The sequence below is a fragment of the Pseudoalteromonas sp. 1_2015MBL_MicDiv genome (genome assembly GCF_002407505.1).
In the GTDB taxonomy this organism is placed as follows: Bacteria; Pseudomonadota; Gammaproteobacteria; order Enterobacterales; family Alteromonadaceae; genus Pseudoalteromonas; species Pseudoalteromonas fuliginea.
In genome coordinates this window covers 1,386,631-1,412,933 of the sequence record NZ_CP012737.1, presented here as the reverse complement: position 1 = coordinate 1,412,933, position 26,303 = coordinate 1,386,631, and the positions used below count along the sequence as shown (strand labels likewise).

Sequence of the window (26,303 nt, the reverse complement as noted above, 5' to 3'; positions counted from 1 at the left end):
TTGGCATTAGCTAAACTAAATCACTCAAAGCAGTGAGGGTCACAATACCAGCTAAACCCAGCTGAGCAACTAAACTAACCAAAGAAAATACCCTAAGTATAAACAAACCCCAAGGGTGTTTTATATGAGGATATAAAGCACAACGCTTTAGAGTGGTTGCAAAGAAAAAACACACCACTGCAATCATGGTTAACGTAAGCGTTAGTTCGCTTTTTATAGTAATTGTTTCATCAAAAAAGAAAAACAATTGTAACGGTAAAAACAACGTCACAATAGCATGTAAAGCATGCACCTTTTTAATACGATCAAATTGACCTTCAGGCGACAACTCTTTAATTCCAAAGTCACGTTCTAAGCATTTAACTAAGTTATTAGCCTTAATATTAACGGCCAAACGGTAGCAGCTTAACCCTTCGTTGTTACGCGCTCTAAAGTCGTAGCCACTTTTAAGTAACAACACCATTAATGATTCATTTTTAGCAAGTACAGCATAATGTAATGCTGTATTCCCTAAATTGTCAGCCGCTTTTTTATCTTGCTTTGAAAGTAATGTTTCAACAACATTTACAAAGCCTTTTTCAGCTGCCCACATAAATGCTGTTTTATTATTTTCATCGGCAAGAACACCTGTAGCGCCTTGTTCAATAAAGCGCATAGCCATGGTTTGTTTGGCTGTTTTTTTACGCAAGTGAGTTAATAAAGCTTTCTCTAAAAGAACAACAGAATCAACGTCAGGAGATACCTGCGTAAGCAACGTAAAATAGTCTTTACCCGTTGCCACTTTTTCGCTAGCAAGTTCACAAAGCACATTTAAATCAGCAATAGACTCTGGAATAAATGCACTTAAGCGTTCTCTAAAATCAACTTCTTCCCAGAGTGATAGCGTGTCAACAGCAGAGAGTTTACTGCCATTATTTAAGGCATGTTCAATTAACGTAAAATAACGCTTACTAAAAAACAAACCGAGTAACGACAGAGGCGTACTAATATCATTTTGCGTGGCAATACTTGCGTACTGCTCTAATCGCTCGCAAAGCATTAGCACTAAACTTTCAGGGGTATATTCATTATCGTAGTAGTGGCTTTTAACTGCACTAATATACGCTTGCGCATCTTCGTCATATTCAGAAATATGTTGAAAAAAGCACTCTTCAAAAGGTTCAAGTGGAGTTAGCCACGCCAAATAATAAATAGGCGGCAAAACAGTGGTGCAAACACCATCATCTTCATTAGTAGAACGACAAGCAGGCCAAGCTTCTAACGCATCTAAAATAAAGGCACCGTTTTGTTCTACAAGTCCTTTAATCAGTAACGGGTATTCCTTTGGCCAAATCAGTACATTTTCCATTAAAACAACACAACTCCAGTGTAGCTCGGGTAAGTGGTCAGTTATAACAGTTTTTAGCTGACACCACGCTTAATCAAAGAACTGATATTCTACCACACCTTGATCGCCACGCTAGAGCAAAGTCGATGAATAAATGAAATTATAAAAACAACCAAGTACATAAGTACTTGGCTGTTTTTGAGGTTGGAGTTGGGCTTAATCAGAGCCAGACAAAATCGTTATTTATTTTTTAACTCTTTAGTAACTTGCTCTAAACCTACATCTGAAATACGTTGGATAATCTCTTTTTGCTTAGCGCTTAATAACGAAATACCCTCAGCAACAATATCGTATACTTTCCACTCATTGTTTTTACCTAATCGAAGCTTAAAGCTTAAATCTATTGTTGGTGCATTAGGCTCTATAATTTGTGTATTAACCGTTGCATACTCAGAATCGCTTATTGCATTATTACGTTCAAATACAACCTTTTGACCCGTGTATTTCATCAATGCACCAGCATAAGTACCCGTTAAATAATGCTCTACTGCATCTATAAATTGAACTGCTTGCTCGCGCTCAATCCCTTTAATGTGTTTACCTAATAATTTAAACGAGACAAACTTAACATCAATATGTGGCATTAAACGTTTTTCAACAACCTCAGACATTGCTTCTTTACTTGCATTCCCTTTTGCATTTACTTTGCCTATATCGGCGAATAACGTATTAGCAACTGATTCTAAAAGTCGATCTGGGGATTGCTGTTCTTGTGCAAAAAGAGAACTGCTTAAAAATGCAGTGCCTAGCAGTAATAGTTTAATTAGTTTCATAATAAGTTTTGTCTGTGTGCTTAAGATGATTGTAATTTACGCGAACTATACGCAATAAAAAAGAAGCAAATAAGCAACTTATTAGTGCCTAAACAGCACCAATAAAATAACTAAATATAATTCAAGTAGTTACTATTTTATATTAACACCTCATAAACAACCGGCATTTTGTCCTCATTGAATTTGTTAACTGCTCGCCCTTATCATTTGGATATCACTTTGAATTAAACAGAATTGGTATCTATGAAAACGTCACTTAAAATATTTTTTATCTCTTTTTTATTAGTAATTTCGTTTTTTGGCAAACTTGCTTTTGCCCAATCGGATCACGGTTTCGCTGTAGACTTTCTTAAAGGCGAAGGTAATGTCAATGGCGTAAAAATAGCCTACCAATACCATGCGCCTAGTATGCAAAGCCTCATTGGTGATGCGCGATTTTATTTTGAGACAAGTGTAAATATGTGGGAATATCGGCACGGCGATGAAACACAATCGAACATAGTTTTAGCCATGTCGCCTGTATTACAGTTTCCGGCGTTTAGTTTCAATAACACACCATTTTACGTTGAAGCTGGTATTGGTGTGTCATTGATTGATGAAACTCAATTTGCAGGTAAAAACATCAGCACCCACTACCAGTTTGAAGACCGTATTGGCCTTGTTGCCGACCTTGGAAAAACCAACGTGGCACTTAGAGTTATTCACTATTCAAACGCAGGATTTAAAGAGCCAAACCCAGGCCTTAATTTTTTAACGCTTTCGATCGCTAGGCGTTTTTAAAAGCAATTTATTGGTTGTATTTTTTAGTTATTTTATTGATGTTATAGCGTGAAACGGTCACACTTAAACGTACTAAATATTAAGTGATACTGCGATGCAAACTTGGCATATTGTAATTATTGTCGCCGTTGTTTTTACCATTATCATTGGTAATATTGCGCTGATTAGACTCTCTGCAAAACAGGAGTTTAAAAAGCCCAACGCCAATATAAAAAATACAACAGATACAAAAAAGCCCTGATTAATCAGGGCTTTTTAATTCATTAAATCGTTCTATTTAACCAACTAACCAATGCGCCATAAAAGCAATAATTGGTAGAGTAATTAACGTTCTCAAAATAAATATCACAAACAATTCAAATATATTAACCGGTATTTTGCTGCCTAACAGCAACGCACCAACTTCAGACATATAAATAAGTTGAGTAACACTCATAGCTGCAATAATAAAACGCGTTACATCGCTCTCAATAGTACCAGCTGCTAATATTGACGGAATAAACATATCAGCAAAACCGACCATAATAGTTTGTGCAGCTGCTTCAGCCTCTGGCACTTGCAGTAATTCTAAAAACGGAATGAATGGCATCCCCAAATACTGAAAAATTGGCGTGTATTCAGCAATAATTAACGCAAAAGTACCCACAGCCATAACCACTGGCAACACAGCAAAAACCATATCCAGTGCATTATGTACGCCCTCTTTAACAGTACCGACAAAACCTGGGGCTTTATCTGCTTTAGCGAGTGCAACATCTAAAGAATGGCCAAACAGTGTTTTACCCGTTGGAACTAACTCCGCGTTAGCATCAGGCTTTGAGCCATCAATTAATACATCCTTTTTAAAGCGTAATGGAGGTAAACGAGGCACAATAATAGCAGCCACAACACCCGCTAAACATACCGTTAAATAAAACGGTGCAAATAAGTACTCAAGTTTAACTTGGCCAATAACTACTAAACAAAAAGTAATAGATACAGCGGAAAAAGTAGTGCCGATAATAGCGGCTTCGCGCTGTGTGTAGTACTTATCTTCGTATTGGCGAGCCGTCATTAAAATACCTACGCTACCATCACCTAACCACGATGCCACACAGTTAACAGCGCTGCGCCCTGGTACACCGAACAAAGGTCGCATAACTTTCGTTAATAAAGTCCCAACTAGCTCAAGCAAACCAAAATTAAGTAATAAAGGCAGTAACAGGCCAGCAAGTATAAATACCGAAAACAATACAGGCAGTAAATCGTTTAACACCAATGCCCCTGTATTTTCAGAAATAACGGCATGTGGCCCTACTTTTAAATGCGTCATTAACACAAACACAGTACCAAATAAACGCGTAACCAGCCAAATCCAACTAACGTTGAATAAATGATTTAAAAGTGGAATTTTACAAATAACTTGCGGTTTAAATACACTTACAACGAATGAAAGTAAGCCTGTAGCGCAAATAATTAGCGTAATAATAGCCTGTGCTGAATCTGCAAAAAAAACTTGCATTGCTTTAGCCATCATAGCGATAGGAATGGTCATTACTTCACCGGTAGAAACCGGTGTCATAAACAAAAAAACACCAATTAGTGAAGGTACTAAAAACGTAAACCAAGTACGCCAATCGTACTGCGTAGAAGTCGGTAATTGAGACATATTTTTAACCTATAAAAACCACAAAAAGAGCTTAGCGCTCTTTTTGTAGTAAAAATTTATTCTTATTTAAATTTTAATGCCGCGCTGAATGAGTGCCGCTTCTAATGCTTGTTGTAAACCGTTCATAGTACCTGGTTCAAGCGTTTCGCCTTTATCATCCATCCACGTTAAGCTTGTACCACCTTCTTTAGTTTTACTCACTAAAATTTGGTATTGCCCTTCATCAATAGGTAATTGAGTAACTTCGTCGCCCCAAATAGAATCCCAAACGCTGCTCTCTGGTGTTTTATAATCAGCTGTGATTAAACCTGTATCTTGGTTAATTTCAACAATAGTGAATGACAAACGCTCTAAAAAGCCAGAGAAACGGTCAAATACTGCATCGTAAGATTGCTCAGTAACCAGTGCCGCATTGCCTTTATTATCAAAGCCCATTTCAAGTGAAATAATACCTTGGCGTTTACGTAAATCGACTTCTAACTGACGGTAACGGTAATCAAATTCACTCACTACTTGGTTAAGCGCGCGCACTTCTAATTGCTGCTTAAGTAAATCGGTTAATGCGTTATCACCTTTAAAATCAATTAAATCAACACGTAAAGACGCAGTTCGCTGATGTGATTTTTCTTCAATAGTAAACTTGAATTTTTCTAAATCAGCATTCTCGTCACTGCCCCAAAGCCAGCTTTCTTCTGTTTTAATAATTGAATACCAATCAGTTTCAATAACACCTAACAGTTTATCTTCTTTGGTTGCACTTACGTTATTGTCAGCTAAAACGGCTTTAATTGAATCCCAAACAAATTCATCTAAATCGTCAATGCCATCATTTTTATCAAAATAAACACGAGCCAGTTTATCTGTTTCTTCAACCCAGCTGCCCTTAGCTACCGTAAGAACCTGAGCAGGTGGACGATAGTTTGTAGCCACAGGGTTATTATCGTATTGACCTATATCCATTTTATAAACGGGATCTTGGGCTGGTTGCGATAGAGACGCTGGCGCTTTAACTGGCTCATGCGTGCGGTAATTACGCTCATTATGTGCATCGTTAGTAAATACACTACACCCTGATAAACTTACCAATACACTTACAGCAAGTGCTTTTGGGATCCAATACTGCACAGATATTTCTCCTTAGCATACCCTTTAATTGTTTTAACAAGTATATGAGTGGGTTATGCCGATTTGGTTCAGTGTAAAATCAATATTAACTTTACATTTATTATTTGGCTGCCTAATTGCAATAAAGTTCAGCACTTCAACTTAGAAAAAATCTAAGTGCAAATAAGCAAATTTTAGCTATGGTACTTTCCTGTGCCAGTAAAAACAAGAAACACCGCACTTTAAAAGCGCTTAATTAGCCCGCATTGTAGTTTATAGAGTGTTTTGTGTTAAACTTCGCCGCCGTGCAACTTCTCAAGTGTATTTAGTTGCGTTGCCCATTGCGTTGTTATAATCCAAGTAACTTAGGTATTTTAACCCATGACTGCATTTTCAAATCATCAAATTGTGTTAACTGCTATTGGCGAAGATAGGCCGGGTATTGTGAGCGAACTTACACAATTAGTTAGCGACTGCCACTGTAATATTATAGATAGCCGTATCGCTATTTTAGGCTGCGAATTTACCTTTATAATGTTACTCAATGGCGACATGTCAGCTATTAGCCGTATTGAACACGTACTCCCTACTAAAGCCATGGAACTTGGCCTGCTTACCATGATGAAGCGCACCGCCAGTCATACACCCAGTGAATTTTGTGCCGGTTATACCCTCGAGTACACAGGGATCGACACACCGGGGACTCTAAGTAAAGTAACGCGCTTTTTTGCCGACAGCAACATTAGCATTTGCTCACTAAAATCAGATACCTACTCTCAAGAGGACGACATTAAAATGCGTTGTGAACTTGAATTCAACATACCGGTTGATGTAGATATAGATCAATTTAAAATTAGTTTTGAGAGCCTTTCTCACACGCTAAACGTAGATTATATTTTTAAACGAATTCGTTAAGGATGCTAAACATGAACACAATTAGTCCATTACAAGCTGGCGATACAGCACCCGCTTTTAGCCTACAAAACCAAAACGACGAAACAGTAACATTAAGCGAGCTGTTAAAAGAGCAACAAGTGCTTGTGTACTTTTACCCTAAAGCGTCAACGCCTGGCTGTACTGTACAAGCCGAAAACCTACGCGATGAGCAAGCCCAGCTTGCTAAATTTAACACCCGTGTTGTAGGTATTAGCCCAGATCCAATTAAGCGCCTTAAAAACTTTGAAACTAAAAAAGAGCTTAACTTTGATTTATTAGCCGATGAAGATCGCGCCATTGCTGAAGCGTTTGGTGTATGGGGCTACAAAAAGTTTATGGGTAAAGAGTACGATGGTATTCATTTATACCCCCATTAAGACTTTGCACACTACATTTTAAATAAGTTACTCCCTCCTTTTCAAAACCTCATTTTACTACTACGCTTAAAAACTGCACAGCCCTAATAAGTAAAGCATGTTTTTATGGATCAATTCAGTTCTTATGTTTCTGCTGACGAAACCGTTGACCTATCAAAGTCTTTGTTAAATGAAGATGAAGGTGTTTGTTTGTCTATAAACAAGCTTCATACTGGTGTCGTTGCATTAAATAAACGAATGAGAATACTCCCATTAATCTCTGAGTTTCTGTCTTATGGCCTGAGAAATAACAAAATAAGCCGGCACACAGCAAAAACATATGCTAAGAATCTGACTTACTTTTTGGCTTATCTGAAAAAACGCCCAGAATTTCAAAATACATCCCTTGATGAAGCATTCCTCTCAGTTTCAAAATTTGTTATTGAAGAATATTTAGCTGAATTAAGAACTACATATAACTTGTCTACGGCAACAATTAGAAATAGAGATGCAACATTTCAAGCATTCATCCACAAATTTCTATACCAAGAACAAGAATTTCGAGGCGCATACATTGAACAAAGCCCGTATGAAAATGGGTTGATCAGTGGCCCCGTAAAGCAAAAACTTGTTATATCATGTTCGCTAGATGAGTTAACTAAACTAATTTTACAAAGTAGCTCAGAGCGTGAAAGACTAATTCTTCAGTTTATTTTTGACTCTGGGATTAGAAGATCAGAATTACAAAACATAACTAAACAAGATATAGAAGATGCTATAGAATTTAATAGTCAAAAATTGATATATCACACCACTGATATGCCAGTATTATCTCCCTACGCCCCTCTTTCGATACAAGGTGTGAAAGGTCGGCATAACAATACAAAGCAAAGAATGACCTTGGTAAGTCGAGCCGTTTTAAACCGTATAATAAAGTATCATGCCTCCCCCCTATACAAAAAGTATTCAAGAAAATACTCATCCTTATCAGAAACCCCTGCATTCTTTAATGCTGAAGGACGCCCTATTACACCCAAAGGCCTGTCTAAACTATTGGATAGACTATCAGAGCGCGCATTAAAAAGAGGTATGCTATCGAAGGCTATGTCGCCGCACAAATTAAGGCATGGTTATGCCTATGATTTGCTTCAATCACCGGACATTGGACCGACCTATGTGGACAGGCTTGCTGTTGTACAAAAGTCACTTGGGCATGCGTTCTTAAGCAGTACTGAGATTTACACAAAAATACCTTTAGAGCTTTATAAGACAATGACCGATAGCGATGGTGAATTACTTACGAAAGCGGAAAAAATGGAACATCTAGTAAAGAAAACACAACTCAAAATATCTATTAAGGACAAAAAATGAACCGCGCCTATGATTTGTGGTTTAACGAAGAGTGGGATGAGTTACTCGCCATACCATTAAATAGCTTTAATGACTTAGTTCAGCCAACTAAAGCTTCTCCACACCGACAATTAATGCACTTATTCACATCAGTGTTTAAAGTTAAAATAAGTGACTCTTATCGTAATGATATAAAGTCCACTTTTAAACATGTTTCAAAACAGATTAGCGAAAAGCTGGGGGAACAGCCTATATGTCTTTCCAAAGTGTTGAATGAGTTTTCATTAGATGAGTTTCATGCTTATTTAAAACACTGCATGTTAGAAGAAAAAATACATAATCGTTATGCAAACGTTTTACAAAGTACATACAAGAACGTTTTAAATAAAGCTATTGATATTAATACTCCAAATTTTGAAAGGTTTTACTTACCCAGCCCATTTTGTTATTACACAAGAGTCACAGAACGCTACAAACCCTACAATAAAGGTGATAAAGAAAAAATCACAAAAGCAATAGAAAGTGAAATTAACCAAGTTTCTAATTTTCTCCAACCTTATAAAAAATCAGGAAAAGGTAGAGAAATTCTTGATGAAAACGATAAGCTTCTTGTAGAGAACTGCGACAATCTTACATTAGAAGATGCTCGTTGGATTTTTGAAAACAAGATGGCTTGTACCCCCCTAACTACCTCATATGATTTTCGCCTTACGCGTGCAGGTAGTATTCTCTACAAAATAATCAATAGTAACGATGAAAATTATCAGGATGTATATGAGTCTTGGGGTATTTTACCCAAAATTACGATGAACCACTTACTTCCATTTTTGCTCAAACTCATGCAAATAACAGGTATGAATGTAGAGTCAATTTATGCTCTTGAACTGGATGATCTGGTAGATAAGCACCCCGCAACTGGCAAACCTTATCTTAGATATTGGAAAGAACGTTCTGATGGTCAAAATTTATATCACTTAGATATCTTTAAAGCTAATCTTCAATGGCTAACCCATAGCCAAGGCACTCATGTAAAAGATATTTTTAGTACTGTTACTAAACTTACATCTACAATTCGAGATAAAGCAACTCCCGAACATAAAAACAAACTTTGGTTGTTTGAAACTTACAATGGACTAATAAAAAGCCTCCCTAATAAAGGTCATGTAACAAAAGCTTTAAAGGCTTTTAGAGAAAAGCATCAACTATTGGACCAGACAAACGGCGAAAAAATATTAGAGACAACTAGGTTTAGACCTACATTTGTAAGCGACCTAGTAGAAGAAGGGGTTTCAATTAGAGAAATACAGTTATTAATGGGTCATAGAAATTTATATACAACAATGCGCTACCTAGATATTCATGATTTTGGGCAGACAGCAAGAAAAAAAATAAGAGATAAATTGCTAGAAATTCATAGCAATTTAAGTTCTTCGGTGGGTAAAAAAAGTCGTAAAAAAGTAAACCAGGTAAATAGCCAAGAATCACTTCCCATATCAACTCCATTAGCAACTTGTAAGAATATTTTTGATCCACCAGAATCTGTGAAAGCCCTCCCTAACTACACGTCAGGCAAGCCGTGTAGTACTTATAATATGTGTCTCAGTTGTCCAAATGTGATCATAACCAAAACAGATTTACCGAAACTCTTTGCGATGAAACGTGATTACCTCGTCAAAATTCAAAATAGCAGGATCTTAGATACTCCATTTGGACATGTTATAAAAAGTAACCTAACGCTGTTGAACTCGATCCTAGATCCTGAAATCTCAGAGTTCAGCTTCAGTGAGCTTGACGATGCTGAAGGGTTATCTCTCTATATAGAAACTACTGAGCTTATTTAGGAAGATAAAATGGAAAGATTACCAAAACATTACAGTGTGCTAAATACTATTGCTGATCTCAAAAAATATAAGTTAGACCTCTCAAATGCTGAACACAAAAAGGTGGCAACTAATGAAAGCACGACATATTTGACCAAACTGCTAAGCCTTCCAGCCTCTATTAGCTCTGTTTTTTCTGACACTGAATGGGATTTTAACTCAGAAAATCCTAATGTATCTGCAAATATCAGAGGTAGTAAACTAAAAATAAATTTCAAAAAATATAAAAGCATTCCTGAAGAGGTTATTATTGAAATAAAGTGTTTGCTCCTGAGTATTCTGCTAACTCCTGAGGTATTCATTAACAATCGTAAAAAAGCAAAAAAAAAGTCAACTACTAGGCTTGCTACCAGTACAGTCTTGGCCCATGTTAAGTCTGGACTCCGATTTTTAGACACTCTTTTTACTGTTTTGGAAGTTAAGTTAGGGAAAGAGCATATTGAAAAAATATATTTGTCCCTTACTCAAATCCAAACTATCGATTACAAAGAAACCGCAAAAGTCCATACCAATACGTATAATGATGACTTGAAACAATTTTTTTCCTATATCCAAAACCCATATACTTCAGAGCATATATTTGGTGAAAATATTTCAGCCTTTGATCCCTACCAGTTTAGTTGGAAAGAGCGTTATGAAAAGAAAATCTCAAGTCAAGTAATGCCGAATTGGGCTTTTGAGAAACTCATTAGAACCGCTTCTTTGCTAGTACACGACTTCCTAAAAACAATGGAAGAAGAAGTATTGGACTCTTATGTGAGCAGATATGAATCACAAAGTGAAACTCAATACTGTAGCAAAGCCGGGATTACCAAAGATACATTTGAACTTTATAGAGCTCACCGTCTTTTAAGCGCAAATTATTCAGAAGTATATATCGAATCCAAATACGGTATACCAGAAGAACTAATTAACTCTAAAAATAAATATAACCTAAAAGACATGACAGCATTCGTCAATAAAGGAAAAGACAAAAAAATCTCACTGACGAATATCAATAATCAAACCGCAATTATAAGTTATGCGGCTAAATACTTAATAGGTCAGTATACCGGAATGCGCCCTTCTGAATTATCAGTGATAGATTTAAATACTTGTCTCATCGAAGAGAATGGCATAAAGCTTTTGCGCTCTCATGTTTTCAAAGGTAAAGGTACTTTTTCGAAAGGCCTTTTCGATGATAAGTGGGTCGCTATTCCAATAATTGAAGATGCAATAAGAGCATTAAAGATTTTAAGCTCAATAACACAAAGAAGTTTAATGTTTAGCTCTGTTCATACAAAGAAAACAAACGAGAAAGAAATCCAGCAAACCTCGGTTATGATAAGTCATCAGTTAAGAATATTTATAAAGTTCGCTTTGCCAGATAATAACCTTGAATTTAGCAATTATATGATGCGTCACACGCTTGCATATCAACTTTATAGATTAGAAGCTGGCTTACCATTAATCTCATTTCAGCTTAAGCATTTAGTCAATACTGTAGACAAGTTTTTGTCTAGAGGTTCAACAAGTGATGTAACAATGGGTTATGGTGGAATTGCTGACATCCTTGTGGAAAGCCAAACGGCGCAAAGCCTTAGAAAACAATCAGAGATTGAAGTTATTAAAGCAACAGCAGATCCAGACGGTAATTATCTTGGTGGTAAGGCTAATGAACATAAAGAGCGATTAAAATTAGCATTTAAAGGTTACATGGCAAGCGGATATTCAAAAGAAGAAATTTTTGAAGCGATGGCTGAGCAAGGACTCGGTGTAATAAATGTTGGATTAGGTTACTGTTATGGTTCAGAAAGTACAAATGATAGCCTTCCCTGTATAGGCTCACTAAAATGTAACCCTATAAGGTGTTCAAACGCCATAGTCAGTGAAGCAAACGCACCATACTGGAGAGAGGTTTATTCAACCAATTTGGCTAACCTTAACAACCCTAGTTTTGCAGACAATAAAGAGCAAATCAAAGAAGTCATCAATGAAGCTAAAGGTGTTTTAGCATTACTTGGTCATGGAGTGCCTGATGAGTAATCCCTTTGACATCAAAAATCAACGTACCTTTGATGAAAATACGCAAAAGCTAGTTGCTGCAATAGATAAAATAAATAATACGCCTTCCCTACCTGCAACTATAGCTGAGCTTTCGAGATTAACAGGCCTTCACCGGAATGCTATAAGTAATAGAGGCTGGCCAAATCAAAAACTTAAGCTTATAAAAGAAAAAAGAAAAGCCCAAAAACAGGCTGAAACCAAACCAACTATAAATAAAAACCCTATAAAAGTTTTGGAAGAAAGATTAGACAATGCAAAAAATGAGCTTGTGTATTGGTTCAATAGAAACCTTGATAATGAGAAGCAAATTAAGCAACTAGAAATAAATTTAGAGCGAATGTCATTAGCGCGTAATGACTATGAAACGATGCTTAAAAATGAGAGGATTAAAAGTATGGAGCTAACTAAACAATTAGAACAACTAAAAAATTTAATATCATAAATCTCCAATAATCTAGCGATAACTTATCGTTTCCCATACCTTTATAATGATTACACTTTTACGGATTGAAATTGCAATATGGCCATCAAGTCAATAAGAATAAAAAACATACTTTCTTTCAGAGACTTTAAACTTCAAAACCTAGCAGACATACATAGGTTGGATCTTAAGAAAACTTGAAGTTGAACTCTGTTAATGATCAAATAGTTACGCCAATAAAAACATGACTAAAAACAGAGTTCACATGCAGATTAACCAAGTTTCAAACCAATTAAAAGCCCTTATCTCAGAAAAACACCTCATTGAGCTTGCAAAAACCTCTGGATTTCAAGTTCGACACCGTTGCCTGTCGATCGTTTCTCTGCTCAAAGCCGTGTTTAAAAGCTTATCTTGCCTGCAAGACGCTAACTTGTCAGATATCCATCAAAACTTGCGAACGCAGGCTAATTGCACGATAAGTTATAAACCCTTTCATAATCAAATTCGAAAACCAGCCTTGACTGAGCTTGTCCGTGAGCTCGTTATTCAAGCGATGTCTAAATTGACTGTAAACACGCTGGATAAAACCTTTTTTACCCAGCGAGGAGTACAGCGAGTGTTATTGCAAGATGGTTCTTCATTTGCTCTACATGATGAATTAGCGCAGGTTTTTGCTGGTCGTTTTACTGCTGTAAGTCCTGCCGCAATTGAGTTGCACGTTACCTATGACCTATTTAATGAACAACCCTGCGAAATAGATATTCGTCCTGATGTTGAAACTGAGCGCGCCTTTTTACCAGGTAGCCACACACTTGAAGATACGTTATTACTTGCTGATGCTGGGTATTTTGACTTAGATTACTTTGAGCAAGTAGCTCAAGATGGCGGATATTTTTTGATCAGAGCAAATAAAAACATTAACCCAATCGTTACATCAGCTTATTGCGCGGGTATAGAACTTAAAGAAAAGAACATTAAAATCAAAACGTTACTCGATAAATTCGCAAGCCAACCACTTGAATTAACAGTACGTTGGAAGAAAAATGGGCCCGAGTACAGGCTTATCTATTTACCGAATGAAAAGCGCCCCGTTTTCCTTGTTACTAATTTAAAAGAGGCACAGTTTAGCTTTGACGAACTACTCGATATATATGCAACTCGTTGGCAAATTGAGTTGTTTTTCAAAGAACTAAAGTCATGGAATAACCTTAAAGGGTTCATCACACGAGATCCTCATATTGCCGAATCATTGGTTTGGCTGAGCATACTGCAAACACTTATCAAGCGTTTTATCTGCCATAGTGCAGCGGGTATGTTTAAGTGTGCGATCTCGACATTTAGAGCGAGTAAGTGCAGTTATCTTTGGTTGGATGATATTCTGGATTGCATAGAACAAACACGGTGCAGCCATAAGATACATCGTGTATTTGAGCTACTAGCGGTAAATTGTAAGCGGCAAAGCATTGAGAAAAACAATGATATTTGCCGTTTTAAGATAGGAAGTCACACGGTCTGTGTTCCTTAAGAACTAAGCTATGAGCAGACATAAACTGTTTAATTGGGAAAAACAACTCAGGGAAATCCAACTTATTAAAAGCTATAGATTTTTATTATAAATCTCTCAATGATGAACCAGTAAACAACTTAAACTTACTATCCAGCTACTCGAATCATGGAGAGATAGAAATAACTTTTGATACAAATAGACTGGAAGATGTCATTAGGACAAAAAAAGAAAATAGTTCTTACCAAAAACATATGTATAAGACAATGTTCAAGAGTGAATTAAGCGAGTGGGAATATTTGTATAAAAAAAGTGACAATAAAAAACAATATACCCTGACACTTAAAATTCATAAAAATAATTCCATATCATGGTCTAACCAAGATAAAGATATTAGAGAAATTATTCATCGAATTTATCCATTCTTTTCTATTGATACACGTAGAATAGACCTATATGACTGGAAGTATCTATGGAACATAATTACTAAGCTAAAGTTTCTTAACACATCAAACCTACCTAGAGAAGAGCTCATAAGTTTTATTGATAGTAAGATATCGTCAAAGAGTAATTCGTATAAAGAGTATGTAGAAAAAATTAATGATATTACTGATACAAGCCAGTACGATTATCAAGAGATGTTACTTAATTACATCAAAGTAGGCTTAAAGGGCCACACTTTTCTTATTGATGGATTTGATCTCACGAAACAGTCCGATGGAACTAATTCTTACAAATTCATTGAGATATTCCTTCATCTGGTTATTTCGTTAACTAGGCGTGAGTTTATAACCCCAACAGTCTTTATTGATGAACCAGAAATAGGTTTACATCCAAAAAAAGCTGAACAACTAATTGATAGCCTACACATAATATACTCAAATTTTAAAAGCACTAGTGAAAAATGGGAAAAAGGTAAATATAAAACCCCCAACCCTAAATTCATATTTAGTACACATAACCCTTCAATACTAAAAACGACTGTTAAGCTTTTTAATAAAAAGGATGAACATAAAGTTTACCATTTGACATGCAAAAAAAATAAACGCCATGCTGTAACTTCATGTTCTACAATGAACTCATACTTTGAAGATGACAGATTTGTAAATGTTTTTGACGATAATGAGGCTAAACTTTTCTTTAGTAATTTTATACTATTTGTAGAAGGTGAGACTGAACTAGAGCTTTTTGGAAACCTATCGTTAAAAAGAATTTTCCCAGCATTAAATAAGATCGATGTATACAAAACAAATGAAGTGATGCTGAAAGCAATAAACCCAACAAAGTCAAATGTAGCAATACCATTCCTAGTTTTATATGATGCTGACAAGATGATTAATATAGACCTTAAAAATGGCGCCATAAACTTTTTATCAAAAGAAGTAGATATATTTAAAATAAGAAATAGTCTTAAATACAGCTTCTGGGGCTCAAAAAATGCTTACTTACATAAAAGGTTGGGAAGCATATTAAAACTTAACGGAGTTAAGAATCACTTAACCGATAACAAATTAGCATTTAAGAAAAGGAATATTTCAGATCTTATTGAGAAAATAAATTCAATTCTTCTCGAAAAAGAACGTATTCTTTTAGCACCTAACACAATCGAAGGGTTTCTGATAAGTTCTCGCAGCCAAAGAATTTTTATTAAGTGGATAAAAATAGAGTTTTTAAAAAACTCAACCCCTGGCTCCAAAGGTGATGTAAATGTAATAATCGAGAAGTATAAAAACACAATTTTAGATAAAAGTAACTTAGAAAGATGCTTCCTATCAATATTTACTGGTTGGAACAGCAGCAAAGAAATATCCCAAGATAATATGATATTTGCTCATAAGATCAGAGCTATGATGCTAAATCATATCGTCAGTAAGTTTAAAGAAAGCCAAATAACAAAGTCTGAACGCTTAATTATTTTTAGAATGTTATTAAAAGGTAAATCTGACACACTATGTAGTATTGAAAACAATAATTACAACTATATTAGTAAAGAGACTAAAGTATTAATCAAATTTTTAGATAAAAATGTGATTAAGTTTATTCCTTCATGTAATTCGAAGACTGGTGGTTGGGTATCTAACTTCCTTAACTTTTCGATTGAGGAGTTAAGAGGAACTGCTACAAGCCTAGCAGAGCTTGAAAAAGCATTCACTTTTACATTCCCTCAAATATCCCGTATCATTGAAGATGTTTCTTCTTCGATAGATTAGGGGATTCTACATTTAGAATAAAGCCTAGTGCTTTCTAGCTCCTTTATTTACTTGCTTGGCGCCTTGTATCTCCTGTTGCCGCTTTTAAAGCACGTAAACGTGAAAAGATGTTCTTTGTGTCATGGAAGAAATAGAAATGAAAAAGATTACTTTATCTAAAACTGTATTTGATATATTAGATGATTATTCATTTTTCGATAAAGCTAAGGGGCTCACGCCCCTTAGCTTCGAAAATGTAAATGAATTTAAAATTGGTAAGAAATTTACATACACGCCAGAAAGCAATTTAAAACCACTCCACCAAAAATTATCTCGTTTTATTCTTAATAACTATCTATCACATATACCTCTTAACCAATCTTCTGTCGCATACCAAACTAAAAAGTCATACTTTGATTTTATTGAGCCACATAGGAATAACTACTTTTTTATACGCATTGATCTAAAGAACTTTTTTCATTCAATATCACCAGCTATTATAAAATCTAATTTCCTAAATCACTTTTCTGATGACCCAATATCAGAGTCTTGCCCTCAGTCTCACGCAAAACTAGTGTATAATTTGATCACATTGAAACTTGATGAAAATAGCAAAAATAAAACTTTCATGAACGAAGAAATACTACCTATGGGTTTTCCATTATCACCGGTGGTATCAAATATCATATTCAGAAAAATAGATATTCTTATAGAAAAATTCTGTGATATTCATCACATCAAATATACTCGATATGCTGATGATATGCTCTTCTCTTCTAAAGGCTCTTTGCTTCCAAAGCCAATATTTGAGCCCATAGTCATGGGTCTAAAAGCAGTAACAAAAAGCTATAAACCTCACTTTATTCATTCCGAAAGATTTTTAGAGGAAATATCCATACTTTTAAATTTAGATGGGTTCAAATTAAACAGAAAAAAGACAACGAAAGCTGTGAACACTTTATCCCTAAATGGCTATACAATTTCTGGAAGTAACTTTCCTGATATAAATGGAACAATTAGAATATCAAATAAAAAGACTAAGTTAATATCGCAGCTGATACATGAGCTAAATTCTGAGGAACCAAAAACAGATGTGGAGATTTTCAAGCTTTGTTTTAGGCACGAATTCCCAAAACCCAAATATAAAAAAAATGCAGGGCAATTTATAGAAACATTTTGTATTAACCAGATTAACAACAAGCTAATTGGTTACGTATCATATCTAAAGTCTATTATTTATTATCACGATGACCATAACTGTCTAAGTAATGAGTCTATTAATAAATACAGTAAAATTATAAATGAACTCAGTACAATTATTTCTAAAAGAGTTAAGTAGCATAACTTAAAATGGTAGGATAATGTCCTTACAAACAATAGTAGGAACTGTAAAATGTTAAAAGAAGGTCAAAAAGCCCCTGATTTTACGTTACAAGATCAAAACGATGAATCAGTATCACTTGCCTCTTTTAAAGGCAAAAAGGTATTAGTGTATTTTTACCCAAGAGCATCGACTCCTGGCTGCACAGTTCAAGCATGTGCATTAAGAGACTCTAAATCAGAGCTTGACAAATTAAACGTTGTGGTTTTAGGAATTAGCCCTGACACACCAAAGAAGCTTACTAATTTCACTAACAAGCAAGATCTTAACTTTACTTTGCTTGCCGATGAAGAGCATGTTGTTTGTGAGGCTTACGGTGTTTGGCAACTGAAGAAGTTCATGGGCCGTGAAAGTATGGGCGTAGTTCGTACTTCATTTTTAGTTAATGAAAATGGCGAAATAGAACATATCTTCAATAAATTCAAAACTAAAGATCACCATGAAGTAGTTTTAAACTATTTAAAAAAATAAATTTTAAAAAGCAATGTAGTGAGCTCAAAAGGCTCACTACATTTCCTTTACCTAACTAGAGTACCACTGAGTTTGACCTTTAAGATAAAAGCCATCAAAGTTACTTACTTTAAATGCAATATGAGAGTTATCTTTCTTTAGATATATTTGAATAAGTCATAACTTGGTTCGTAAGATTCAACTAACAGATTTCAATCAAATCTGATAGTCGCACATGTGCTGTGAGCTCAACAGGTGAGTGCAACTCTATCCTTATTAAGGAGGAACGTTGCCATAACTCAGAAGATCCGCCAAAGCCTTTCAGTAATGAGACATAGGTATGACTTTTAGGCTTTTGATACCATTTACCTAAATAGCTCCTTTCCAACTTAGTTTGGATGTGACAAATGGACAACAAAAGGTAAAGGCTTGGTTCTGAACGAAGTACAAATATAAGTAGGTATGTTGAAAATATTCGAGTTCTAGCTTTGACTGACAGTCACCGATTAAAAAAAGGGTAACTGTCAGATCAAGTCTGAGCTAGTACATATTACCAGACTAATTGAACTTTTGTATACATTGCATACTTGTGAACTTTAAGACTTATTGTTTAACTTATCTGATGCCCATGGTTGGGATTTTCCAGCGAAAGACCCTAACTGTCTCTGGGTCATAAATTTTCTGCTTTGTAAACTTTTACTGGCAGCTTCAACGGAACTTTCTCGATTTCTTATAGTAACAGATGTTGTGTGCTCTGCGAATTCAATCACTGCTCCGTTACTTACGATCCTGCTAGTATTTGTTGATGGGTCAATGTCAAAAGTTGTTCCTGTTTCAAAGGTAGCACTTTTTAATTTTAATGACCTAAGGTGTTCATCCATTAATTTTGCCGTCTCAACAAATTTATTAAGATCTGAAGCTTGGTTATTAGGTGTTGTTAGTTGTTTACTCATAATAGCTATTTCCATAAAATAAAAGTTTCTAATGTTGAAAATTGATGTTGGTGCTAGGTTTGCTCAATAACCTAACCTAAGCCTTTATCATCCATTAGTAAGATGTTTTTTGGATAGCGGTCAAAAAACTCACTTTTTGAGCAGATAGAATTAGCCCTGAGTCCATCTAATAACATCCCATAAACTTCACCCCAGCCATTTGATGAGCTCGTAAACGTTTTTTTCGCTTCTTCGCGGCATAACAAAGACCACTCAAGCAAAAAATTAAAAAGGTATGTATCTGTTTTATCTAATCCTGGCCAGTTTCTACTTGTATTAATACCAAATAGCAAAAGATACCTTAGTATTTCGATTTCACTTTCATTTAGAGATTCAAGGGGGATCCTAATTTCAGAGTTATACTTTCCGAGGTAAATTTTATTGCTTTCTTTATCTAGTATAAAAGATGTGCTCCGACCGAACTCAACCGAACCAACTTTATGATATTTTGAGTCTGAGTCCATCTTATAACCAGTTATTTCGAGGCAGTAGCCTACAATCACATGTATATCGAATACTAACGATTGGGTTACTATCCTCATTATAGTGTCAGGGGTAGAGGGTATTTTCGATGCATCATAATACTCAGAAGGATTAGTAATCCTGTATTTTTCGCATAAGCTATAAAATTGGCTTCTGATGTACCCCTCTTCACTTCTAAAATTAGAAGAGTCAAATACTTCATTCACTATTCTATATAGCCAAAGGCCATTAACAATACATGTTTCATATGGCTTTGTATCTGCGTTCATATTCTGACGCTCTAAAGCAGCCTTCAAGCTATTAATATTCATTGCTTCAGAACCTTCTTTCAAAGATTTAGCAACTAAATGAGACAAAACATTATCTTTCTGTCTGAACTGGTTATTTGATTTTTCGCGTAAGTTACTGTTTAGTCTGGTAACAAAACTCTTGAACTCACTGTAAGAGGATGGAAATATTGATTTCATTTTTTCTCTCTGTTTAACCCATATATTGGGTAGATTAATGTTCGAATTTTCTTGGTTTTATTTCAAACATAATGCTCAAAAAGAAAAATTTTTTAATTTGAAGAGTTGAATTTTACCGACATCTACCGATAGATAGACCCAAGATAATACGCAGGAAATCAACATTACCTATCTTTAAACGACATGCCATCATATGAGGCATGCGGTTTTTCTAAAGACCATATAATAATTAACTATTTCCCCCGACTTGTAAACCCCTATTTAAATTAAGTGCTCTGCATGTTTACAATCGGTGTGTTTCTCAAAGTCAATTACCAGAGTTGAACCTTACAATAACCGTGTTATGACACCGACTAAAAAACTGTATCAAGGAATTAATAATCAAATTAAGGGGGCTGTCAATGAGCATGGAGAGCAATTAAAGTTCAATATCAATGGCGATAAGTTTCATGTAAGACTCAGAATTGGCGAGCAAATACTGTTCACTCAGAGCTTATACTATAAAGGAATCAATAACTGCTCACTTGGGGGACTCACTTCGGTTGCTTTCACCAAAGGCTCATTGGGTGTCTAGCAAACTATGGGAAGTCCAATAACTGACAGCAAAAATTAGTACCCAACCGCATTTTCCCCTTCCCTAGTATCATGACACTCCCCTAAAATATTCTGTACCGCTGTTATACGACCTAAACATCGATACTTTTTCTCTTTGGCCAAATCAAATTTCGATTTGAGTAAAACAATAATTGCTGGGTATTCCTCCATATAACTTTGGTACTCTTCCATCTCAGATGTGCTAATAAGTAGGCTATATCTATACTTTATAAGCCTGTCATTTAGCATAGCCTTAAATTCCTCTTCAGGCATGAAGTAATTTCCAGTCTTCGGATTATTTAAATTATAAAAATGTTGTTTAAACTTTGCCGTATGAATATATCTAATTTTTTGCGTGTTTTTCTTTCCATTCTTTAGTAAATACCCTTGATTAACAAGTCGATAAAGCTGTCGATGTATAAAAACTCTTGCTTTAATTTCATTTTTATAAGAACTATATAAATGCATATAAGTTTCGACTAATTCAGAAACCAAAAAATTATCAATTCTTTTTTCCACTAAAAGTAAGTACATGGCTTCATTTAAATTTTTCATAATTAAAGATGACCGATATTAAAGTTAAAAATTTTAAGCTTAGTATTCCTAAGTATACAACATTAGCATAAACTTAGAGAATCTAAGTATTGATATTGTGAATTAAGATGAATTCTTGGAAATTGCGATTAACCCAGTCCCAGTCCGAATTAAACAGGCACGAGTTTCTAAGGGGATCTCTCAAAAAGAGCTCGGCATTAGAATTGGGCTTGACCAAAGTTCTGCGAGTAGTCGTATGAACCATTATGAGAAAGGTAGGCACACCCCTGACATTCCAACTCTTAAAAGAGTAGCGGATGAATTAGGAGTCCCTTTAGCTTATTTTTTTTGTGAATCAGACCTATCAGCAAAGCTGAATTGCTTAATTGATAATTTGAGTGAAAAAGAGAAAGCTGAACTAATACTAAAACTAAATAAACAATAGCTGTACTAGCCCAAATTTAAAAAGCAATCTCATGATATAAATTTATTAGCAGAACCCAATAACTGCGGGTTTATATAGGTAATTTAAGTCTTTAATCTAGCTCTAAATGAGTAATTGTTTATCTAATAACTTCTAATATAATTATGTCACACAGTGACTTATATTTATAAGGGAATAAGCCACCAATACAAAAACTCAAATCTAAATAAAGCTATTAACCACAGCCTACGTCCCCACCTTCAAATATGTAAATTTCACGAACAAAGCTGATGCACTTAAACACTACCATATTCCAAAAATAGACTTAAATCCAAGATTTAGGTATCAAAGCCCTCTCGCCTCTCCAGGGAGGCTCAACTAAAGAGTCTTGGAACCAATCTTCCTCTAAATTAGCATGCTCAGTAACAATAATTTGAAAACTACGGTTGTCAAACTGACAGTAATCATAAAATAACTTGAATAGTCTAGTTACTTCCTCGATATCAGCATCACCAGACTGCATAAGTTCTCCTTCCAGACTTTGATATCTAGTGATATCTGGGAAATGTACTTGAGATGGTTGATCAAGTACAAATATAGAGGGTACTGGTAAATCCTTCATCCTAAAGTACTTGTGAAGAGACAAATAAGTAATTACATGACAGCCCAACCAATTCTCAGCACTTCCTTGTCTTTTCATTGGTGTTGAACCGTGAGGGTTATCAGCAAAAACCGTTAATCTAGATATATCTAATCGATAGGGGTTATCTGCATATTCAAGTTTTAAATCCTTTGCATAATTAGACATGTAATTACCAACGATATTTAAAGATGATGAAAGCCGATCTAACACAGTATCATCATCAAGCTCATCCTCCAGTATGGACACCTTATGTTGCAATTCTTCAATCTCGGCCGTTAGATCTGAATTAGGTGCAGTTTCTTTGACGCTTTCTAAAAAAAGAGAAATTCTACCTATTATTTTAGATATGTATGCATTTCTATCTTTTAGTAATTTACTTTCTTTCTTTTGTGTAATTAAAGAGCGAATTTTTTGTTGGAGGTCATCGATTATAATTTGAGTATCATTTTCCTTACTTGAAAGCTTCTGAATATATTCCTGTAGTTTTGGGGAGCTATGTGTAATTGTTTTAATCTCTTCGCGAACACTATTTAATGAGTAATGTAGGCTTTTGATAGTTTCATCATCTTGGCTCTTAGTACCACATACTGGGCACTCTAGTTCCTTAGATGAATCAAATAGATCTATCGCATTTAAGCGAGCTTTCCTCTCTAACATATTCCCAAGATGAGAATTATGATGTTGCTTAAATATCCTAGTTTTAGATATCTTTTCCTGGAGTTCGATTTGTGCATTCTTAGTTTCGATTAATTCAGTTTGTAATTTATATAACTCATCACTAGATTCTTTTAATTCATGGTGGGGCTCCCAGGCAGATATGCTCTTAAGGAAACTTATACACTCAAAAAATGATAAGTCAGAATTAATCAACTCTTTACTTATTAACCCTACGGTAGATGCTTCATATAATAACTGTAATGCTACCTTTGTACTCTGTGAGCTAACGTCAGTATATTGCTTTAATAACGATAATTTATCTTTTAAGGTTCGTTTTGCATTCTTTAATAACTCCATATCTTGGAGTCTTTTATTCGTGACCGCACCTAAAAAGTAAGGAAATGTATCTTTTATTGATTGTGCTAAGAATGGCTCATCTTGTCTGTGGAATAATGTTTTTTTATTTGCTATTTCACCTTGCTCTTGAAAAATAAAACTTTTGGCATGCTTTAAGTTTGCTCTGTAAGCGCCATCTGTTTTCTCTTTTCTAAAAGTAACGTTATCATCTAAGCCTAGCTCTCTATCAATTTCGTAAAGCACCCCATCATCATTGGAGTTTATAACCAACTCTGACTTACATGGTATTTTAAGATTTGCGCCAATTAATAAGCACACTTCTGAATTTGAAGCTTTACCATTTTTAGGAGGTTGTTTTGCTACAAATATTTGTTTCCCTTTCAATTGATAAGTTACTGCATACCAACTAACAACATCTCGATTCACACCATCAAATATCTCAAAATCAGAACGACCCATACAGTAATCAATTATACTTATAATTGCTGACTTACCAGTTCTAGACTTACCTGTGATTACGTTTAATGAGTTGGTTTTGAACTTAACTTCTCGGGTTTCACCCTTGTTACTATATAAAACAATATTTAATACTTGCATTATAATTTAATCCCTAACAGTGCTAGCATTGTAGACTCACAATTAAACCTTCCACAGATGGCTCCAAGTTTTTTGGCTGCAAAGGTATATTCGGATATATACTCAGCATTTTTTATCATCTTATTAATTTTTTTATTATCAATTAGAGAAACTCGAAAATCTTCATCTAAATCAATTATTCCTTGACCACGTAAGAGCAAGCTTGATTTTGAAATATAAGGCTCAAGACTGTTTACTCTCTCAGTAAGCCCAACAACTATCTGAGGTTCGTTCTGTAGCCATAAATGAAACTTTGATGCTGCGGTTTTTGGTAATACTAGTCTTGACTCTTTGTGTAATATTATAGGTATAAGTATATAAGGCAGATATAACGGAATTTTTTTTAAAGCCTTAGAGTTATACCCATCAACTATAGATGAATATAACAAAGCGCAAAAAGCAGGATTCAACAACTCACTTATTTCATTATTTTGCATGCTTTATTTCCTTGGGCTCTATTATTTCCTTGGGCTCTATTATTTCCTTGAGTTTTTCAACAAAGTCAGGGTGCCACCCAAGTGAGGGCGGAGTTTTATTAGCTAGAATATGGTAACTTCCAACCATAATAAATCGTTGGGACACTTTTCTACGTATCCTAATATCAGCTTGTGTTTCTACCCAATTAAAGATTTTTCTACCAGCTTTTTTTATTTCTTTTTCTTCAGCATCTTCTAATTCATCAATTACAGAGAGTCTGAACCTTGTCCAATCATCCTTTAATCTCCGCTCATAATTACTTATGTCATAATCTATAGACAGATCATCTACTACCCATTTAGTACGTTGATTGTAAGCTCGATAATAATCAAGAATTGCATTATGAATTCTTTCAGTTCCTACACCGACAAGCTCTAGCTGTTTTACAAATTGGTACCCTAAAAACCCTTCCTTCTCATTATTTGACATTTCCAAATCTTCGAAGTCTATAGGGAGAGTGTCTGGGTGATATTCATATGAAAGATCAAGGACTTTTTGAACTACTTCATTCCGCCATAGTTTGTCTTTACTACCTAATAAAAAAGCTATGACATTATTAAACCACCACCCTTCTAGCTTTTCATACAAGCTATCAATAAAAGTACTTTGTACAGTTAGCTCTAACCTATTTTTAATTTTTCCAACGATCTCCTCACTATTATCTTCATTGGCAATAATTATCATGGATTCACACATTACTTTTTTTTGTTTAGGTGATAGCTTGAGATAATTAGAGATAGATTTGAGCAATTTTTTATTTTTTATTTCGTCAGCTGCTTTATCCAACATTCTTAATGCTTCAGCTTCATCTCTTCCGTTTTTGGTGAGTAAACTAGCGATCGAATTCTCTGTTATTGTTGAAGTCGTAGCGAGGTAATACTTTAGTCCCTCATGGCTAACATTACCTTTCAAAATTTGCTCAGCCCAAATTCCAATTGTTTTCCAGAGATCAACTGACTTATCGTTTAGATTGTCCTTATTAATATGATGCTTTAGTTGAAAAAGTTCATGCTCATCTTTTTTCTTAACCTCGACATCATCTAAAGCTTCTAGCTTTACATAATAGGCCTCAGTATCTTCAATTGCCCTATACAGCGCGTACCTAATTTGATAAAGGTACCCCAGTTTTGCAAAACCTGCTTGATGGTTACTCACCTTGATAGTCCTTCAACACGCGAATTCAATTATCTTATCTTATATATTAATCAACATTCAAATTATAAAAAGTATAATCGCTACATTTGTTAACTTAATAATGTATAGATGGATTAAAGGTGCCCACTTAAACTGAACAGGTGTTCTCTCGCAAATTTAAATAACTCACCTGAGTATACGTATCATATAACTGTGCAAAAATAAAAATGCACACTCAAAAAAGCCCCTCATCCTTTTGTTTTTAAAGATAATGTGCACTTTAATTGGGGTATAAAGCAACACCGCCTAACGTTTTTAGTAGGCCAAGACGGTAAAATAAAACACCTATTTGATAAGTTTAAAACCAAAGATCACCATCAAGTAGTGTTGGATTATCTTGCAGCAGGATAAGCTAGCGGCTGAGTAAGTTAACTACCAGCTATTAGACAAATACAGAAAAGCGTTGCTCAAGAGCAACGCTTTTTTTATGCTAGTTATTAAATATTTCGATTAAGTAAGAGCTAGATCAAACGACAAACAAATGATTAATAATTTTAACGTATGAAGTCAAGGTTTGGCCCCTTTGGTTTCTGTAATTAATTACGCCTGCCCTGCCTGTAAGAAAAACCAAGTAATGCGCTCTATTTCTAGTTATAAGCTCCCCACTAACGATTGTTATAATTGTGGGAAAGAGATTGAT

Annotated in this window: 22 protein-coding genes and 2 pseudogenes; 14 read left to right on the top strand and 10 right to left on the bottom strand. The window is 35.0% G+C overall.

Translation table 11 applies throughout. From position 1 onward, the window contains the following. Positions 1-10 precede the first annotated feature (10 nt). Both AOR04_RS06495 and AOR04_RS06490 read right to left on the bottom strand, forming a co-directional pair. Positions 11-1,348, bottom strand: coding sequence for an ankyrin repeat domain-containing protein (locus AOR04_RS06495; protein ID WP_096792818.1), 1,338 nt, complete (start codon positions 1,346-1,348; stop codon positions 11-13). Between the two features lie 218 nt (positions 1,349-1,566). After that, entirely contained in the window at positions 1,567-2,160 is a 594-nt protein-coding gene (locus AOR04_RS06490) for an MlaC/ttg2D family ABC transporter substrate-binding protein (RefSeq protein ID WP_096792817.1), read from the bottom strand. Positions 2,161-2,403: 243 nt separating this feature from the next. On the opposite strand from AOR04_RS06490, the gene AOR04_RS06485 reads away from it, so the two are divergent. Further along, positions 2,404-2,940: an acyloxyacyl hydrolase gene (locus tag AOR04_RS06485; RefSeq protein ID WP_096792816.1), complete on the top strand. Its 537-nt coding sequence runs from the start codon at positions 2,404-2,406 to the stop codon at positions 2,938-2,940. 94 nt (positions 2,941-3,034) lie between these two features. Continuing rightward, a complete protein-coding gene (locus AOR04_RS06480; RefSeq protein WP_081824590.1) occupies positions 3,035-3,181 on the top strand; it encodes a DUF2897 family protein in 147 nt (48 codons plus the stop codon). 36 nt (positions 3,182-3,217) lie between these two features. Here AOR04_RS06480 and AOR04_RS06475 read toward each other — a convergent pair whose 3' ends face one another. Together AOR04_RS06475 and bamC are read right to left on the bottom strand one after the other, a co-directional pair. Next, entirely contained in the window at positions 3,218-4,588 is a 1,371-nt protein-coding gene (locus AOR04_RS06475) for a YjiH family protein (RefSeq protein WP_008136465.1), read from the bottom strand. A gap of 66 nt (positions 4,589-4,654) precedes the next feature. After that, on the bottom strand, positions 4,655-5,713 hold the full coding sequence (gene bamC, locus AOR04_RS06470) for an outer membrane protein assembly factor BamC (protein WP_033038476.1): 1,059 nt from the start codon (positions 5,711-5,713) through the stop codon (positions 4,655-4,657). 360 nt (positions 5,714-6,073) lie between these two features. Here bamC and AOR04_RS06460 point away from each other — a divergent pair, with 360 nt between their 5' ends. The 10 genes and pseudogenes from AOR04_RS06460 to bcp (AOR04_RS06415) all read left to right on the top strand — a co-directional run bounded on the left by AOR04_RS06460 (position 6,074) and on the right by bcp (AOR04_RS06415) (position 18,226). After that, the gene (locus AOR04_RS06460) at positions 6,074-6,607 is read left to right on the top strand and encodes a glycine cleavage system protein R (RefSeq protein WP_007375924.1); all 534 of its coding nucleotides are present in this window, start codon (positions 6,074-6,076) and stop codon (positions 6,605-6,607) included. 11 nt (positions 6,608-6,618) lie between these two features. Then, positions 6,619-6,990 (top strand): annotated as a pseudogene (gene bcp, locus AOR04_RS06455) (thioredoxin-dependent thiol peroxidase); the annotation flags it as partial. A 120-nt stretch (positions 6,991-7,110) separates the two neighbouring features. Then, complete coding sequence (locus AOR04_RS06450) at positions 7,111-8,355, top strand: tyrosine-type recombinase/integrase (RefSeq protein ID WP_096792815.1); 1,245 nt, start codon at positions 7,111-7,113, stop codon at positions 8,353-8,355. Then, positions 8,352-10,175 carry a tyrosine-type recombinase/integrase gene (locus AOR04_RS06445; RefSeq protein ID WP_096792814.1) on the top strand — a complete coding sequence of 608 codons (1,824 nt, stop codon included), beginning with the start codon at positions 8,352-8,354 and terminating at the stop codon, positions 10,173-10,175. Before AOR04_RS06450 ends, AOR04_RS06445 begins: the two co-directional genes overlap by 4 nt. Positions 10,176-10,184: 9 nt before the next feature. After that, positions 10,185-12,239, top strand: a complete 2,055-nt coding sequence (locus AOR04_RS06440; RefSeq protein WP_096792813.1) for a site-specific integrase — start codon at positions 10,185-10,187, stop codon at positions 12,237-12,239. Continuing rightward, entirely contained in the window at positions 12,232-12,702 is a 471-nt protein-coding gene (locus tag AOR04_RS06435; protein ID WP_096792812.1) for a hypothetical protein, read from the top strand. The genes AOR04_RS06440 and AOR04_RS06435 overlap by 8 nt, the downstream gene beginning before the upstream one ends. 244 nt (positions 12,703-12,946) lie before the next feature. Further along, entirely contained in the window at positions 12,947-14,206 is a 1,260-nt protein-coding gene (locus AOR04_RS06430) for an IS4 family transposase (protein WP_157770536.1), read from the top strand. 20 nt (positions 14,207-14,226) lie between these two features. Continuing rightward, a complete protein-coding gene (locus tag AOR04_RS06425; protein WP_096792811.1) occupies positions 14,227-16,395 on the top strand; it encodes a retron Eco8 family effector endonuclease in 2,169 nt (722 codons plus the stop codon). A 121-nt stretch (positions 16,396-16,516) separates the two neighbouring features. Beyond that, positions 16,517-17,713 (top strand): reverse transcriptase family protein, encoded by a 1,197-nt coding sequence (locus AOR04_RS06420; protein ID WP_232525519.1) that lies wholly within the window; start codon positions 16,517-16,519, stop codon positions 17,711-17,713. 54 nt (positions 17,714-17,767) lie between these two features. Continuing rightward, on the top strand, positions 17,768-18,226 hold the full coding sequence (bcp, locus tag AOR04_RS06415) for a thioredoxin-dependent thiol peroxidase (protein ID WP_096792810.1): 459 nt from the start codon (positions 17,768-17,770) through the stop codon (positions 18,224-18,226). A 575-nt stretch (positions 18,227-18,801) separates the two neighbouring features. On the opposite strand, the gene AOR04_RS06410 is transcribed toward bcp (AOR04_RS06415), so the two are convergent. From AOR04_RS06410 to AOR04_RS06395, 3 genes are all read right to left on the bottom strand, one after another. After that, entirely contained in the window at positions 18,802-19,158 is a 357-nt protein-coding gene (locus AOR04_RS06410) for a hypothetical protein (RefSeq protein ID WP_096792809.1), read from the bottom strand. A 71-nt stretch (positions 19,159-19,229) separates the two neighbouring features. After that, positions 19,230-20,147 (bottom strand): hypothetical protein, encoded by a 918-nt coding sequence (locus AOR04_RS06405; protein ID WP_096792808.1) that lies wholly within the window; start codon positions 20,145-20,147, stop codon positions 19,230-19,232. Positions 20,148-20,756: 609 nt separating this feature from the next. Further along, the gene (locus tag AOR04_RS06395; RefSeq protein WP_096792806.1) at positions 20,757-21,296 is read right to left on the bottom strand and encodes a hypothetical protein; all 540 of its coding nucleotides are present in this window, start codon (positions 21,294-21,296) and stop codon (positions 20,757-20,759) included. Positions 21,297-21,417: 121 nt separating this feature from the next. Here AOR04_RS06395 and AOR04_RS06390 point away from each other — a divergent pair, with 121 nt between their 5' ends. Next, positions 21,418-21,720, top strand: coding sequence for a helix-turn-helix domain-containing protein (locus tag AOR04_RS06390; protein ID WP_096794094.1), 303 nt, complete (start codon positions 21,418-21,420; stop codon positions 21,718-21,720). A 304-nt stretch (positions 21,721-22,024) separates the two neighbouring features. Here the strand turns inward: AOR04_RS06390 and AOR04_RS06385 are convergent, their stop codons facing one another. From AOR04_RS06385 to AOR04_RS06375, 3 genes are read right to left on the bottom strand one after another with little or no spacing between them, the layout of a single operon-like run. Further along, positions 22,025-23,953 (bottom strand): DUF3732 domain-containing protein, encoded by a 1,929-nt coding sequence (locus tag AOR04_RS06385; RefSeq protein ID WP_096792805.1) that lies wholly within the window; start codon positions 23,951-23,953, stop codon positions 22,025-22,027. Further along, positions 23,953-24,429 (bottom strand): three component ABC system middle component, encoded by a 477-nt coding sequence (locus tag AOR04_RS06380; RefSeq protein WP_096792804.1) that lies wholly within the window; start codon positions 24,427-24,429, stop codon positions 23,953-23,955. Before AOR04_RS06380 ends, AOR04_RS06385 begins: the two co-directional genes overlap by 1 nt. After that, positions 24,419-25,624 (bottom strand): ABC-three component system protein, encoded by a 1,206-nt coding sequence (locus AOR04_RS06375; protein ID WP_096792803.1) that lies wholly within the window; start codon positions 25,622-25,624, stop codon positions 24,419-24,421. Before AOR04_RS06375 ends, AOR04_RS06380 begins: the two co-directional genes overlap by 11 nt. Before the next feature lie 279 nt (positions 25,625-25,903). Here AOR04_RS06375 and AOR04_RS06370 point away from each other — a divergent pair. Then, positions 25,904-26,014 (top strand): annotated as a pseudogene (locus AOR04_RS06370) (thioredoxin-dependent thiol peroxidase); the annotation flags it as partial. Positions 26,015-26,303 lie beyond the last annotated feature (289 nt).